Origin of the sequence: Amycolatopsis sp. (assembly GCF_025464955.1) — a bacterium.
Classification (GTDB): Bacteria; Actinomycetota; Actinomycetes; order Mycobacteriales; family Pseudonocardiaceae; genus Amycolatopsis.
In genome coordinates, this window is the sequence record NZ_JAODNM010000117.1 from 66,407 (window position 1) to 79,580 (window position 13,174).

Consider the following 13,174-nt stretch of genomic DNA (forward strand, 5'->3'; position numbering starts at 1 on the left):
CAAGGGTGGCCCCGAGGGGTCCGTGTACCTACGCGGCAGAGGGCCGGAGACGTGGTCGGGTTCGACGCCAGACGAAGCCGAGGAAGCCGACCAGCGCGATCAGCGGGACTGAGCTGATCGACCAGCTCAGCGCCATCGGTGGGCCTGGCTGTTCGAGCACCTGCAGGTTCTTCAGCTCACCGACCCCGCTCCCCTGGGGCCCGGTGATGGCGAACCGGAACGTCCAGTCCCCGGACGTCTTGAGCGACTTGACGTCCAGCCCCCACACGTCGCGTTTGCGCGGGTGCCGGGCCAGCGGTGCCGCGCGGCTGACGCTGCCGGTGGCGCCGACCGTGGTGAGCGTTCCGGACTTGTCGTCGACTCCGCCGTCCGGGGCGAACGTGAAGTCCAGCGACTGCAGCGCCCGGATCGGCCAGGTGCTGAAGCCCACGGTCATCCCGTACGGGCCGACCTGGACGCGTTCGGTGTGGACGACGTTCACCGGCTCGTAGGCGTTCGCGGGCAGCGCGGTCACCAGTACCAGGCCGATCGCTCCCAGCAGGGCCAGAAGTGTCCTACGCATGCTGACCACCTTCTGCGTTCGGGGCGAGGAGCCGCAGGGATTCGCCGAACCGCTGTCCGAGGAACCCGGCCAGTGCGCCCAGTACCGCACCGGCGGCTGTCGTCGCGATGACCGTCGTCGAGTCCGGCATCTTGGCGGAGAACACCCAGGCGGTCTGGAGTGGCGAGCACAACGCCACCAGCAGCCCGCTCAGCGCGCCGGCGATCAGCGAAACCGCGCCGATCGGGCGGTTACGGCTTCGCGCGCTCCACAGGGCGAGTTCGAGCAGGGCCGCCACGAAGATCAGGCACATCGGCATGAGCGACGGCATCTGCGGGACCGTGCTCGCGTAATCCCGCATGGGCAGGCCGACCATGTCCGCGTAGGCGCGGGTGGCCCATGGCGAGAACCACCAGAACACCCCCTGGATCACCGCGAGGGTCACCGCCACGCCCAACGCGCCGCCCGGACGGCCACGCAGCCCGGCACCGATCATCACCAGCAGCACCGACAGGAACGCCGAGCCGACGATGATCGGGTCGAGCACGCCGCCGTCGAGGTTCTGCAGGCCGATCACGGTCACCATGCTGAACGCGAGCAGCACGCCCAGGCCGGCCAGTGCGCCGATCAGGCCCCAGCGTTCGTGGCGGGCCGCGGCGAACACCATCACTGTGCCGATCATCGTCACCGACACGGAAAGCAGCAGGCCGATGTGCGGCGGAGAGTTGATCACCGCGTCGAACCCGTACAGCCCGTGCCACCACTGGTCCCACAGGCCGTACAGCAGGAACGCGGCCGCGCCGATGCCCGAAACGAGGTAGCCGGCGGGCGCGTTGAACGTCTTGAAGACACCGACGGCGCGGCCTCCGACGCGCGTGTCGACGTCACGTCCCCGCCTGGTCGCCGCGGTCGTCGCCAGCACCACGATGAGGCTCGTCAGGCCCGAGACCGCGCTGCCTGAGTACAGGAACAGGTGCGGCAGCGTGAAAAACGTGTCCGGCCCGACGTCGGTGTGCCACTGCACGTCCCACGTGAGCCCGACCAGCGAGAGCAACGTCCCCCCGAGAACGATGGTTGCCGCGGGAAGCCCCCGCGTCGAACCTCGTGCCGTCGTGACCACAGAGGCCCCCGACGCGGCGATCGTCATAGCTGATCCTTTCCTAGTTGGTGACGAGTAACGGAAAAACAGCCTGAGCGGCTCCGGCGGGACCGGTCAGGGAGACGGTGAACTCCCACTGCCCCGACATCGGCAGCACGATCGCCGACGCCTGGTAGTGCCCGGGTCCGGCGGCGGTGGCGGTGATCGGCGCGAGGGCATGTCCCATCAGCGGCATCACCGGCTCGACCGCGACGGTCTTGAGCGCCGCAGGCGCTCCGGTGGCGTCGGAGACGTCGACGGTCACGGAATTGGTGCCCAGCCTCGGATTGTCGACCGAAAGCCGGACGTTGTAGGGGCCGGCGCCGGAGTTCAGCACGGTCGTTCCCGCCGAGCCGCTCGGCTAGACGAGCCAGGCGATCAACCCCGCGACCACGAGCGCCACCGCGGTGATCATGGTGACGGGCAGTCTTGTTTTCGGCGCGGGCTCGGTTGTCATGGAGTGCCTCCAACAGCGGGGATGTCGACGATCGCCGGAATCGTCAGTACGGAGTAGCCGCGCTCGGCCTGCAGCCAGACGCGGTAGCGGCCGGGCAGGGGGAACGTGTAGGTGAACGGGACGTCCGGGCCATACGCGGCGACGCTCTCGTCCGGCCGGTCCGGCATGCCCGGGGTCGCCGGAGCCATCGCGTGCACGTGTGTCCAGATCGGTGCCGTCGCGAACTGGTCTGTGCCGGGTTCTCGGACTGGCCCTACGACGAGCATGTGTCCCAGCATTCCCAGCCATGGCTGCAGATCCGCGGTGGGAAACTGCGCGGTGATGGTGCTCGGACTTCCCGCGTCGGCCGTGGTCATCGTGACGTCCACCGGCTTGCCGTCGACGTCACGTTCGCCGAGGCCGGCCGGTGTCGGCGCCGGGACGTCGCTGGTTCCCTTTGCGACGACCAGGTTCGATCGGACCAGCTGTACCCCGCCGCCACGCCGCGACAGTTCGGCCGACAGTGTGTACGTGCCCGATTCCGGCGGAGTCAGCCGGACGCGGTAGTCCCCGGCCCCGGCGCGGATGGGGTGCAGGTGCCAGAGCCGGCCGGACGGCGAGACGACGACGAGGTGGATCAACGCGTTGTCGTGCACCAGAAGGTCGTCGACCGGGCGTCCTGTCGAGCCGTCCGTCAGGGTGAGCCGGACGTCGGCGGGCTGTCCGGAACGGGCGCCGGGCGCGCTGACAGTGAGGTTCACCGGTGGCCGTGAGAAGTCCACTGTGGACAACTGGAGGTTCGAATACGCGTCCGTGACGTTGTCCAGCGTCGGATCGAGCTGGCTGCCGGGCGCCGGTGGTGCCGGCGTGTTCGCCGACAGCAGTGCCGCTGTGACGGCCACCGCGACCGCAGCGACGACCCCCGCCGCGGGGATGAGCGCCACCCAGTTCCGCCGCGATCGGACGGCGACGAGCAGTGCGACCAGCAACAACAACCCCGCGGCGACGAACCCGCCGTATGTCGCCCGTTCCCAGGGTGAGACGACTCGCGCCGCCAGTACGAAAGGAATCCGGGCGACCTGCTGCCCGTCGTCGATCGCGAGTTCCCACGGCCCCGGCTGGTCGGCACGCAGCGTCGCGCCGAAGAACCCAGGTGTGACGCCGAGTGTCACCGAGGCTTCGCTGAAGCTCGACCCCGCGGTCAACCGCAGTTTGAGCACACCTGGCGCGCTGCCGGTGTGTGTCACGATGTCAACGCGCACGGGCCCCGGAATCGGGTCGACACGGCGGATGATCACGGTCAGCTCGCGGTCTCCGAGCGTCTGCGCTACCTGGATATCGCCGCCGACCGGCGCGCCGTCCGCGAGCGCCGGGGTGGCACCGCTCAGCGCCAGCACGATCGCGCAGAACGCGACGGCCGGCGCTGAGCGCCACCCCCTTTTTCTCCCCATGGACAGGAAAGTTAGCGAGGATACGAGCGGACCACATCAGGGTTACGGCTGATCTTCCGTCCCCTGCTCGGGGGATACCGCCCGGGGTTGCGCGTCGAACCGCGTACGCACTTTTCCACTTTTGTGCCCTGCTTGAGTCCCACTTCGGTCGTATGTATGGGGTCACGAGCGTGGAACTCAGCACTTTGAGTGTGGAACTCGCGGTGCGCGCGCCACCGTCCGCGATCGGTGTACGGGAGTCGGCCGTGCCGCGCAGGATGTCCGTTTCGCAACTCGACGGCGAGTTGCGGTGGCAACGACCCCCATACGACCGAAGACCACGAAGGTGCCCGCTTGCGCGTGTGTGAGGTTAGGGGAGGAAGCGGTAGGCGCGGGGGTGGGCGCGGAGCCAGACGTTGAGGCGTCCGATCGTGCGGACGAGGGTCGAGCGGGCCCAGACCGGCGTCAGCGTGCCGACAGCCCGGACGAAGGCGCTGAACCGGTCGAAGCGCCGCTGCTGCCTGTCCGTCCACTGTAGACCAACGCGGGCGCGGAATTCCGGTGGCAGGGTTGCGCACATGACGAAGAGCTGGGCCGTGTGTTGCCAGCGCCGCAACGGCTTCCACGCCCATTCGGGCAGCCAGCGGCTCGGGTTCTTGACCGTGCGGATGGTTTCGAGCAAGCCGGTGATCGTCTCGTTGGTCCCGAAACCGGCGATCGCTTCTGCGTAGTACCGCTCGAACGACGGCCAGTCCGGCGGGAGGTCCTTGTCGCGGACACCGAGGAGTCTGCCGACGTCGCACATCTGCGCGTAGTACTCACCCAGCTCGGCATCGGACAGCGGGTGGCCGAAAAACCGTTGTGTGTCAACGGGAACCATCACCAGCGTTGCGTGCACCCAGGCGTACGCCGCCGGGTTCAACGCGCTGTAACGATGTCCGTCGGCGTCGACCCCGGTGAACGACCGGTGCAGCTCGCGCAGCCTGTTCGCCTCGAAACGTGCACCGGCCGGGCCGCCGTAGATGTAGATGGACAGCGACGCCGCCGTCTGCATCAGCCGGGTCCAGGGGTCTTCGACGTAGTTCGAATGATCGCGTACGCCCGCCGCGACCACGGGATGGGCGACCTGCAGCATCAGCACTTGCCAGACGAGCAGCCCCGCGCGGAAGTCGCCAAAGTACCGCCACACGGCGGTCCCCTTGACGATCGGCGGCGCGCTCATCGCTCTAGGATAAGCGGCCCTTCAACTGCCACAACTCGCCGTCGAGTTGCGGTAGTTGAGCTTTCAAGGAGGGCGCTTTTGTACAAAAGTGGCTCTTCGGTCGTATGTGTGGGTGCTGGTTGCTGTGGACTGGCTGCGTTTTACCGCAGCAAGGGCCTGGTCGTCGTGTCGGTGTCCGGAGCTGGGTGTGGGACTCGCCGGTCTGACTGTGGAACTCGCCCTCGCTGAACGTGGGACTCGCACAGCACATCGGCGAGTCCCACACTCCGGCCCGGCGAGTCCCACGTTCAACCCGACGAGTCCCACAGTCACCACCAGCCGACCACACCCGCTGACCTCAAGAACATCACCCGGCACCCACTGAGGCGTCGCGGACCCACACATACGACACAAGAGCCACAAAAGTGCCCGCTCTCGGCCGCTCAGTCGACAGTGGCTCCGCGTATGAGCATCATGAGCGACTCGGCCACGTGCGTGCCTGGTGCGCCGGTGGCCAGGCGTCGCAGTTGCAACCCGGCGACCAGCGCGACGACCGGGCCGGCCAGGCGTTCCGGGTCGGGGACGTGGAGTGCGCGCAGGATCGTGATCGCCAGTTCGTCGTACGCGGCGAAGCAGCTTTGTGAGGCCTCCCGCAGCGCTGGATCGCGGCCCGCCTGCAGGTACAGCTCGTGCGGCGCGATTTCGTCGGTCCCGAACGGCAGTTGCTCGATCACGTGCTGCACCAGCGCCGCGGCCTGTTCGAGGCTCAGGTTCTCGGCGTGGTGCGCTTCGACCAACGTGCCCAGCCGGGCCGTTTCCTCCTGGGCGAAGAGCACCATCGCCTGGCGCAGCAGCTCGGTCTGGCTGGGGAAGTGATACGTCAGCGTGCCGAGCGAAACCCCCGCGTCGGCCACGATGCGGCGGTTGGTCAGCCCGGCGACGCCCTGTTCGCCGATCACCTTGAGCGCGGCGCGCAGGATTGTCTCGCGAGTGTTCATACCGGGTGTCGCTCGTCCCATCGTTCACGTGATTCCAGTTGCGCGGCCAGCGAAACCAGCCGCTCCTCGGAGTGTGACGGACCCAGCAGCTGCGCGCCGAGGGGGAGCCCGCCGGCGCTGAGCCCGGCCGGCACGTTCACCCCAGGCCAGCCGATGACGTTCCACGGCCACGCGTACGGGCAGGCCGCGATCATCGCCTGGTCGGTCTGCCAGTTGGTCAGGTGGTCGAACGCGCCGACCTTCGGCGGCGGGGTGGCCGTCGTCGGCGTCAACAGCACGTCGACGACGCCGAAGATCGACCCGATCTGCCGACGCAGCAACGGTTCCGCGGCGCGGGCCAGTCGTAGTGCCGGGCCGCTGAGCAACCGGCCGTGCCGCGCATTGGACGTCGTGCGCGGGTCGAGCAGCTCCGGTGACGGGCTCCGGCGACCCCAGTCGCGCACACCCGCGAGCGAGCGCGGCAGGAACGTCAGCCCGATCAGGCCGTAGTCGGGTTCGACTTCGACGATCTCATGCCCGAGCGCCGACAGGCTCGAGGCCAGGCGTTCGACAGCGGCGCGGACATCCGGATCCAACCGAGTCTTCGTCGCGGTGAACGGAATGCGCGTCGACAACCCGATGCGGAGCTTGCCCGGCTCGCGTCGCGCGGCCGATCGGTACGTTGTGCCGGCGCCGGACACGACGTCGAGCAGCAGCGCGGCGTCCTCGACCGTCCTGGCCAGCGGGCCGAGCACGGTCAGCCCGTGGAACATCTCGCCTTCGGTCGGGACGCGGCCGCGCTGCGGTTTGATGCCGACCAGGTTGTTCCACGCGGCCGGGATGCGGACCGAGCCCGCGCCGTCCGAACCGAGCGCGGCGGCGACCAGCCCCGCGGCCACCGCGGCCGCCGAGCCGCCGGACGAGCCGCCCGGGGTGAACTCGGGATTCCACGGGTTGCGGGTCGCCCCGAAAGCCGGGCCCTCGGTGAACGGCCACTGGCCGATCTCGGGGGTGTTGGTCTTGCCGACGATCACCGCGCCGGCCTCCCGGAGCAGCCGGACCGCGGGCGAATCCGCGGTCGCGAACGGAAAGTCCCCGGCGCACCCGAACGCTGTCGGCAGCCCGGCGATGTCGATGTCGTCCTTGATCGCGAGCGGCACCCCGAGCAGCGGGGCGCGCTCACCGGCGGCGAGCCTGCGGTCGGCGTCGGCCGCCTCACGCTGGGCTTCCTCGATGCGCAGCACCCGGAACGCGTTGAGCTCGCTGGCTTTGATGCGCTCGAACGCCGACGCCGTCAGCTCGGCCGACGTCGTCGATCCGTCGGCCAGGAGGCGTGCTTGCCGGGTGAGCCCGGTGAAAGCGAGTCCGGTGTCGGTCATGGTCACTCCGTCTCGTTCGTTCGAACGAACAATACCACCGGACGCTATAGTCCGGCCTGTGACGAACATGAGCGACCAGGACCGTTTCCCGCGTTCGACCCTGGGCCGGTGGCCGACTCCGCTGGAGGAGGCGCCGCGGCTGGGTGCCGCCCTCGGCGGGCTGAAACTGCTGGTCAAGCGCGACGACGTCAACACGCTCGGCGTCGGCGGGAACAAGCTGCGGAAGCTGGAATTCCTGCTCGGCGCGGCGCTGGCGGACGGCGCGGACACGATCATCACCTTCGGCGCGCTGCAGACGAACCACGGTCGGCAGACAGCGGCGGCCTGCGCGAAGCTCGGGTTGCGCTGCGAGCTCATCCTGACCGCCAAGGTGCCGCAACACGGCGAGGCCTACGAGCAGTCGGGGAACCTGATCCTGGACCGGCTTTTCGGGGCGAACATGCACCTCTGTGTCGACGCCGAGGAGTCCGGTACGACGTACGACAGGCTTGTCGCGGAAGCCGAGGCCGAGGGCCGGAAGGTTGCGACGATCCCGGTCGGCGGTTCGAGCCCGGTCGGGGCGCTCGGGTATGTCGCCGCGGCCGTGGAACTGCACGAACAGCTCGCCGAGCTGGGGATCGAGCGGGCGAGGGTGGTCACTCCGCACGCCAGCGGCGGGACGACGGCCGGGCTGGCGGTCGGCTTCGCGCTGCTCGGCGGTGTCCACCGGCTCGACATCGCGTGCGTCAGCCACCCCGCCGCCGAGTCGCTCGCCGACCTGACCGAGCTCGCCGGCGCCACGGCCGCATTACTCGACATCGACCCGCCCGCGTTCGAGGACGTTCACATCTCCGACAGCACGTTGGGTGGCGGCTACGGTGTGCCGACCGATGAGATGTGGGCGGCGCTGCGGCTGTTCGGGCACACCGAGGGGATCGCGCTGGACCCGGTCTACAACGGCAAGGCCGCGGCCGCGCTGGTCGAATGGGCCGGCGCCGGCGAGTTCGAAAGCGGGGACCACGTCGTATTCCTGCACACGGGCGGCCTGCCGGGGCTCTACGGCTACGGCCCGGAAGCCGCCGCCGCGCTGGCCGACTGAAACCCTGGCTGGGACCTTTCGGGACACCTGCACCATGACGCCCAGCAGCAGCACGAGGTCTGCGATGAGCGCCAGCCGCTGGGTGACCCCGATCGGGACCACCGCGGAGAACGGCGCCAACGCGGCGAAGTCCGAGAGCAGGTAGCTGACGCCGAACAAGGCGACGGCCGCGGTGCTCCACGCTGTCAGCTTCCGCACCATCGCTCGGCCCTCACCGGACAGCTTCTCCGCGACGGAAAAGCCGATGCTCGGCATGCTGAGGAACGCGACCAGGCACGAGTACTGGTGGATCACACCGCTGACCGGGTGCGGGTTGTCGGCGTAGCTCGCCGGGAACATCGCCGCCGTGGTCAGCCCGGACGCCCAGGTCCAGAACAGCACCCGCGTGGTGCGGCTGACGGCGATCCCGGCCGTGCGCAGCGCGGCGAGCAGCGCGAGCGAACCGGCGGCCATCGAGACCATCGCCGCTTGCAGCATGCCGCTGCCGCGGTCGGTGTAAGCGTAGCTGGAAAGTGTGTCGCGCCAAGGGTTGTGAGAGCTGATCAGGTGCAGCACGAGCAGCGTGACGAAGGCCCAGGCGATGCCCGTGGCCGAGACGATCAGCCACTGCCTCGTGCGGAGCATCGCGGTGTCGTCTCTTGTGTTCCCCATGGCGTAAAGCCTCGCGTGGAACAGGGCCCACGGGTATCCAGGGAACTCCCGGATCTTTACTAGGGGTAACCCCCGGTCCGACCCGGGGGCGGACGTCAGCGGGTGAAGTCGACGAGGGCGAGAGCCTGGTCGTCGTGGCGTTTCGCGCGGGGCCAGCGGTCGCCGTGCGGATCGGTTTTCTCGGCCGCGCGGACGGCGTCCAGCACGGATTCCGTACCTTCGGCGCGCGCCAGCTTCAGCACCGCCGGCCAGTCGAAGAGGTGGTACTCGTCGACGCCGATCGCGACCCCGTCGCTGGCCAGCAGCAGCGCGTCGACGGTGTTCCGCGACCACGTGCGGCGGACGGCTTGTGCGGCCGCATACGGTTCGGCCTCGGCCACCCAGAAGCCGCCTTCGGCGTTGCGCTGGTCGCGGACGTCCGCGCCGGTGCGGAGCTTTCCGCTGTCCCGCAAGGAGAACAGCCGGTCGTCGGCGACGACGTCGGGTCCGCGGTGGCTGAACGCGACGATCGGGCTGTCGGCGAGCACGAGCCCGTCGACGACGTCGTCGCCCCAGCGCACCATCGCCACGGTGCTCGACGGGGAGTTGCCGGGCCGCAGGTCGTGGTCGCGGGCCACCGCCGAGATGGCCGCGGCGAGCAGCTTGGCGAGGTCGATATCCGGCTCGACGCGGAGCCCTGCCTCGAGCCGCTCGATGAGCAGCCCGGCATACCACCCGCCGGACGGCAGGTCGGGCCGCGGCGAGGTCGCGCCATCGAGCAGCAGGACCGCGTTGTCGAGGACGGCGACGTAGTCCTCGGTCGGCCGCGGCTCCCCGTCGGCTCCCACGCCCGCCCGCTCGGCAACTTCGATCTCCGGCACCCCGTGACCCTAACCGCCCTCGGCAGCGCCTGCGCGCACAACGGTGTCAACGCAGGTTGACACCAGGTCGATGTCAACCTAGATTGACACCATGACAGAAGCAACGGACCTGGCCGCGCGGGCCGGTGACCACGATCCCCGGGTGGGGCTTCGCGCGGTCACCGCCCTGCGCCGGCTGCTCGAACAACTGGAAGCCGTCCAGGTGCGCAGTGCGCGGATGCACGGCTGGTCGTGGCAGGAGATCGCTGCCGAGCTGGGGGTCAGCAGGCAAGCGGTGCACAAGAAGTACGGGAGGAACTGACATGTTCGAGAAATTCACCCTGGACGCGCGCACGGTCGTGATCGACGCGCAGTCCTACGCCAGGGAAACCCGCTCGCCGAAGATCGTGCCGATGCACTTGCTCGTCGGACTCGCCACCACGCCAGGCGGCGTGGCGGCCGAGCTGCTCGCCGAATTCGGGCTGGGACCCCAGGAGCTGGCCGACGAGATCCGACGGGTGAATCGGCGCGGCGGCATCAGCGACTCCGAAGCCGAAGCGCTGGGCGAGTTCGGCATCGACATCGAACGGATCGTGGAGCAGGTCGAGCAGGTACACGGGAAAGGCGCACTTTCCGGTCGAGGGGAGCCGCGCCGCGGGCACATCCCGTTCAGCCGTGAGGCGAAGAAGACCTTGGAATTGGCCCTGCGACAGGCCCTCGGGATGAACGACCGGCACATCGGCGAGGAGCATCTCTTGCTCGGGCTGGTCGTCCAACGCAGCCCTGCGAGCGAGTTGCTGGCCTCGCGCGACATCGACTACGCGGCTGTCCGGCGCGCGGTGGAGCAGCGTAAAGCCAGCTAGCTCGCCACGCGGGGCTTCCACGTGACGAACGGAAGCAGCAACTGTGTGAGCGGCCCGATGCTCAGCGCGTAGAGCACGGTGCCGACGCCGACTGATCCGCCGAGGAAGAAGCCGGTCACCAGCACGACGACCTCGATCCCGGTGCGGGTCAGGCGGACGGACCACCCGGTCCGCGCGGTGAGCCCGGTCATCAGGCCGTCGCGCGGGCCGGGGCCGAGCCGGGCGCCGACGTAGACCGCGGTGGCCACGGCGTTGAGCACGACCCCGCCGACGAGCAACAGGATCTGCCAGATCAGGGTGCTCTGTGCGGGCAGGACGGCCCGGACCAGGTCGACCATCACCGAGATGACGAAGATGTTCGCCACGGTGCCGATGCCCGGCCGCTGGCGTAGGGGAATCCACAGCAGCAGCACAACGATCGAGATCGCCGCGGTCATCGTGCCGAAGCTCAGACCGGTCATCTTGGACACGCCGTCGTTGAGCACGTCCCACGGGTCCAGGCCGAGCCTTGCCCTGGTCATCATGGCCATGCTCGTGCCGTACAGCGCCAGGCCGAACACCAGCTGGACAACACGTCGGGCCGGGTCGCTGGTGATGGGGACCGGGCGGAGATCTACTTGAGCCACTCGCTCACTATGGGAGGTAAGTGGTAGCGATGACCATAGCCAATCCGCAATAATTGGTCCTATGAACCCCGTAATCCCGCCAGGTGGACACATCTCTGGTGCAAGATTGGCCATTTTGCTGGGGTCGTGGCGGCAGGGTGGTTCCCGGCAAGGGGCTACGGACCTCGCCGCAGCCATCGAGCTGCAGGTTTTGGACGGCCAGCTGCCGCTCGGCACACGGTTGCCGGCCGAACGCGAGCTTGCCGAAGTCCTCGGCATCAGCCGCACGCTCATCGGGGGAGCGCTGGACCGGCTGCGGGAGGACGGCCTGGTCGCGAGCCGCCGGGGTTCGGGTTCGTGGATCGCATCGCCGGGCCGGGGCGGGGTTTCGGCGGCCCTGCCCGAGGACAGCGACCTGATCGACTTCGCCAGGGCGGCGCCGGCCGCGGCCGCGGGCCTGGTCCAGGCGGTCGACGTCGCCCGCCGCCAGCTCGTCGACCACCTCGGGGGACATGGTTACGGCGAATACGGCCTGCTTGAGCTGCGGGAACGTATCGCGCTCCGCTACACCGCGCGCGGTCTGCCGACGACGCCGTCGCAGGTCATGATCACCAACGGCGCCCATCACGCCTTCATGCTCGCGCTCCGGATGTTCACCGGGCCAGGCGACCGCGTGCTCGTCGAGCAGCCTGGCTACCCCAACGCGCTGGAGGCGATCCGGGCCGCGCACGGCATCGCGGTGCCGATCGCGCTCGACCCGCTCGGCGGCCAGGGCTGGGACATCACCGGTATCGAGGCCGCGCTGCGGCAGTCCGCGCCCAGGCTCTCCTACTCCGTGGTCGACTTCCAGAACCCGACCGGGCTCCGGCTCGACGTCGAAGGTCGCGAACACCTCGGTGCGGTCCTGACCAGGACGAGGACGCCCGTGGTCATCGACGAGACGCTCGTCGAGCTGGATCTCGAAGGCGATCCGGTCGATGGTCCGCCCCCGCTCGCCGCCTTCGCCGGGGAGCTGACCGTCACCATCGGGTCGGCGTCGAAATCGCACTGGGGAGGCCTGCGGATCGGCTGGATGCGGGCGTCGGAAGACATCCTCGGGCGGATGATTTCGGCGCGGTACGCCATCGACCTCGGGTCGCCGGTGTTCGAGCAGCTCGTCATGGCCGAGCTGCTCGACGACCCGGGCCCTTCACTCGCACGTCGTCGCGAAGAGCTCCGCGTGCAGCGGGATGCCCTGGTCGGAGCCGTGAAATGGTACTGCCCGGACTGGACATTCGCCGAACCGGCCGGGGGGCTGTCGCTGTGGTGCCGCCTGCCGGAGCCGATGAGCACCAAGCTGGCTGTCGCCGCGGCCAACCACGGCGTCCAGATCGCGCCCGGCTCGCGTTTCGGGGTGCACGGCGGCTTCGAAAGGTGGCTGCGGCTGCCGTACGGGCTGCCCGCGGACAGGCTGTTCGAAGCGGTCCGGCGGCTCAGCGTCGCGGCGGCGTCGGTCCGGGGCGTCGATCCCGCCACGCCGTCCGGCTTCCCCGTGCCAGTGACCTAGTTGCCGGGACCTAGTTGCCGGGACCTAGTTGCCGGGACCTAGCGGCCGGTGGCAGAGAACAGCCGATGCGCTGGATGAAGGTCCGTCGCTCCAGGGAGGAGGTCCAACGGTGATGTTCATCCAGCGCACCGGCTGTGTGCCCGTCCTGGTCGCTACCGGGAACGGGCGCCGCGGCGATTTCCTGGCACAGCCCCTCGACATGCCGGGAAACGCGCGGCTCAGGCGCGCAACGGGGTGATATTCCTGCTCGGCGCGGTGAGTAGGAAGGTCCGCTGCGTGCCAGGTGTTGGTCGCGGCGCCACGGGGGCAACGCGGCGTCGCGACCAGGCCCCGACCGGACCAGGCGCGGTTGGCCGATCGGGAAGCTCAGTAGCAAGGCGCATGGAAAACCCCTGGGAGGTAGGCGTTTGACGTGGTTGTCAGCGCGTACGTGAACCAGCGGGGAACCGCGAAGTGGATCTTGTTTTGGACGCAGTTCTCCCCGGACGAC

General features: G+C 69.2%; 13 protein-coding genes and 1 pseudogene. 4 read left to right on the top strand and 10 right to left on the bottom strand.

Annotated elements, in window-relative coordinates; all coding sequences use genetic code 11:
- Positions 1 to 28: 28 nt before the first annotated feature.
- The 7 genes from JWQ81_RS28020 to JWQ81_RS28050 form a co-directional block, all read right to left on the bottom strand.
- Positions 29 to 562 carry a hypothetical protein gene (locus JWQ81_RS28020; RefSeq protein ID WP_297546149.1) on the bottom strand — a complete coding sequence of 178 codons (534 nt, stop codon included), beginning with the start codon at positions 560 to 562 and terminating at the stop codon, positions 29 to 31.
- Entirely contained in the window at positions 555 to 1,688 is a 1,134-nt protein-coding gene (locus JWQ81_RS28025) for a hypothetical protein (RefSeq protein WP_297546151.1), read from the bottom strand. The genes JWQ81_RS28020 and JWQ81_RS28025 overlap by 8 nt, the downstream gene beginning before the upstream one ends.
- Positions 1,689 to 1,701: 13 nt before the next feature.
- On the bottom strand, positions 1,702 to 2,016 hold the full coding sequence (locus JWQ81_RS28030) for a FixH family protein (RefSeq protein ID WP_297546152.1): 315 nt from the start codon (positions 2,014 to 2,016) through the stop codon (positions 1,702 to 1,704).
- 116 nt (positions 2,017 to 2,132) lie between these two features.
- Positions 2,133 to 3,566 carry a hypothetical protein gene (locus JWQ81_RS28035; protein WP_297546155.1) on the bottom strand — a complete coding sequence of 478 codons (1,434 nt, stop codon included), beginning with the start codon at positions 3,564 to 3,566 and terminating at the stop codon, positions 2,133 to 2,135.
- Between the two features lie 349 nt (positions 3,567 to 3,915).
- The gene (locus tag JWQ81_RS28040) at positions 3,916 to 4,767 is read right to left on the bottom strand and encodes an oxygenase MpaB family protein (protein ID WP_297546157.1); all 852 of its coding nucleotides are present in this window, start codon (positions 4,765 to 4,767) and stop codon (positions 3,916 to 3,918) included.
- 422 nt (positions 4,768 to 5,189) lie between these two features.
- Entirely contained in the window at positions 5,190 to 5,744 is a 555-nt protein-coding gene (locus tag JWQ81_RS28045) for a TetR/AcrR family transcriptional regulator (RefSeq protein WP_297546158.1), read from the bottom strand.
- Entirely contained in the window at positions 5,741 to 7,102 is a 1,362-nt protein-coding gene (locus JWQ81_RS28050; protein WP_297546159.1) for an amidase, read from the bottom strand. Before JWQ81_RS28050 ends, JWQ81_RS28045 begins: the two co-directional genes overlap by 4 nt.
- 67 nt (positions 7,103 to 7,169) lie before the next feature.
- On the opposite strand from JWQ81_RS28050, the gene JWQ81_RS28055 reads away from it, so the two are divergent.
- Positions 7,170 to 8,180 (top strand): D-cysteine desulfhydrase family protein, encoded by a 1,011-nt coding sequence (locus JWQ81_RS28055; protein WP_297546410.1) that lies wholly within the window; start codon positions 7,170 to 7,172, stop codon positions 8,178 to 8,180.
- Between the two features lie 42 nt (positions 8,181 to 8,222).
- Here the strand turns inward: JWQ81_RS28055 and JWQ81_RS28060 are convergent.
- Positions 8,223 to 8,831 (bottom strand): annotated as a pseudogene (locus JWQ81_RS28060) (DUF998 domain-containing protein); the annotation flags it as partial.
- 95 nt (positions 8,832 to 8,926) lie between these two features.
- A complete protein-coding gene (locus tag JWQ81_RS28065; RefSeq protein WP_297546160.1) occupies positions 8,927 to 9,691 on the bottom strand; it encodes a hypothetical protein in 765 nt (254 codons plus the stop codon).
- A gap of 91 nt (positions 9,692 to 9,782) precedes the next feature.
- Between JWQ81_RS28065 and JWQ81_RS28070 the strand changes: the two genes are divergently transcribed.
- On the top strand, positions 9,783 to 9,992 hold the full coding sequence (locus tag JWQ81_RS28070) for a helix-turn-helix domain-containing protein (protein WP_297546161.1): 210 nt from the start codon (positions 9,783 to 9,785) through the stop codon (positions 9,990 to 9,992).
- Position 9,993: 1 nt separating this feature from the next.
- Positions 9,994 to 10,533, top strand: a complete 540-nt coding sequence (locus JWQ81_RS28075; protein WP_297546163.1) for a Clp protease N-terminal domain-containing protein — start codon at positions 9,994 to 9,996, stop codon at positions 10,531 to 10,533.
- Here JWQ81_RS28075 and JWQ81_RS28080 read toward each other — a convergent pair.
- Positions 10,530 to 11,159: a YitT family protein gene (locus JWQ81_RS28080; protein ID WP_297546164.1), complete on the bottom strand. Its 630-nt coding sequence runs from the start codon at positions 11,157 to 11,159 to the stop codon at positions 10,530 to 10,532. The two genes, JWQ81_RS28075 and JWQ81_RS28080, sit on opposite strands and share 4 nt — an antisense overlap.
- A 61-nt stretch (positions 11,160 to 11,220) precedes the next feature.
- Here JWQ81_RS28080 and JWQ81_RS28085 point away from each other — a divergent pair, with 61 nt between their 5' ends.
- Positions 11,221 to 12,684 (top strand): PLP-dependent aminotransferase family protein, encoded by a 1,464-nt coding sequence (locus tag JWQ81_RS28085; protein WP_297546165.1) that lies wholly within the window; start codon positions 11,221 to 11,223, stop codon positions 12,682 to 12,684.
- Positions 12,685 to 13,174: the final 490 nt, after the last annotated feature.

Bases quoted from the DNA above. Each gene is read 5' to 3' on its own strand.
- JWQ81_RS28020 (WP_297546149.1), bottom strand. From the start codon at position 562: ATGCGTAGGACACTTCTGGCCCTGCTGGGAGCGATCGGCCTGGTACTG.
- JWQ81_RS28025 (WP_297546151.1), bottom strand. From the start codon at position 1,688: ATGACGATCGCCGCGTCGGGGGCCTCTGTGGTCACGACGGCACGAGGT.
- JWQ81_RS28035 (WP_297546155.1), bottom strand. From the start codon at position 3,566: ATGGGGAGAAAAAGGGGGTGGCGCTCAGCGCCGGCCGTCGCGTTCTGC.
- JWQ81_RS28040 (WP_297546157.1), bottom strand. From the start codon at position 4,767: ATGAGCGCGCCGCCGATCGTCAAGGGGACCGCCGTGTGGCGGTACTTT.
- JWQ81_RS28045 (WP_297546158.1), bottom strand. From the start codon at position 5,744: ATGAACACTCGCGAGACAATCCTGCGCGCCGCGCTCAAGGTGATCGGC.
- JWQ81_RS28050 (WP_297546159.1), bottom strand. From the start codon at position 7,102: ATGACCGACACCGGACTCGCTTTCACCGGGCTCACCCGGCAAGCACGC.
- JWQ81_RS28055 (WP_297546410.1), top strand. From the start codon at position 7,170: ATGAGCGACCAGGACCGTTTCCCGCGTTCGACCCTGGGCCGGTGGCCG.
- JWQ81_RS28070 (WP_297546161.1), top strand. From the start codon at position 9,783: ATGACAGAAGCAACGGACCTGGCCGCGCGGGCCGGTGACCACGATCCC.
- JWQ81_RS28075 (WP_297546163.1), top strand. From the start codon at position 9,994: ATGTTCGAGAAATTCACCCTGGACGCGCGCACGGTCGTGATCGACGCG.
- JWQ81_RS28085 (WP_297546165.1), top strand. From the start codon at position 11,221: ATGAACCCCGTAATCCCGCCAGGTGGACACATCTCTGGTGCAAGATTG.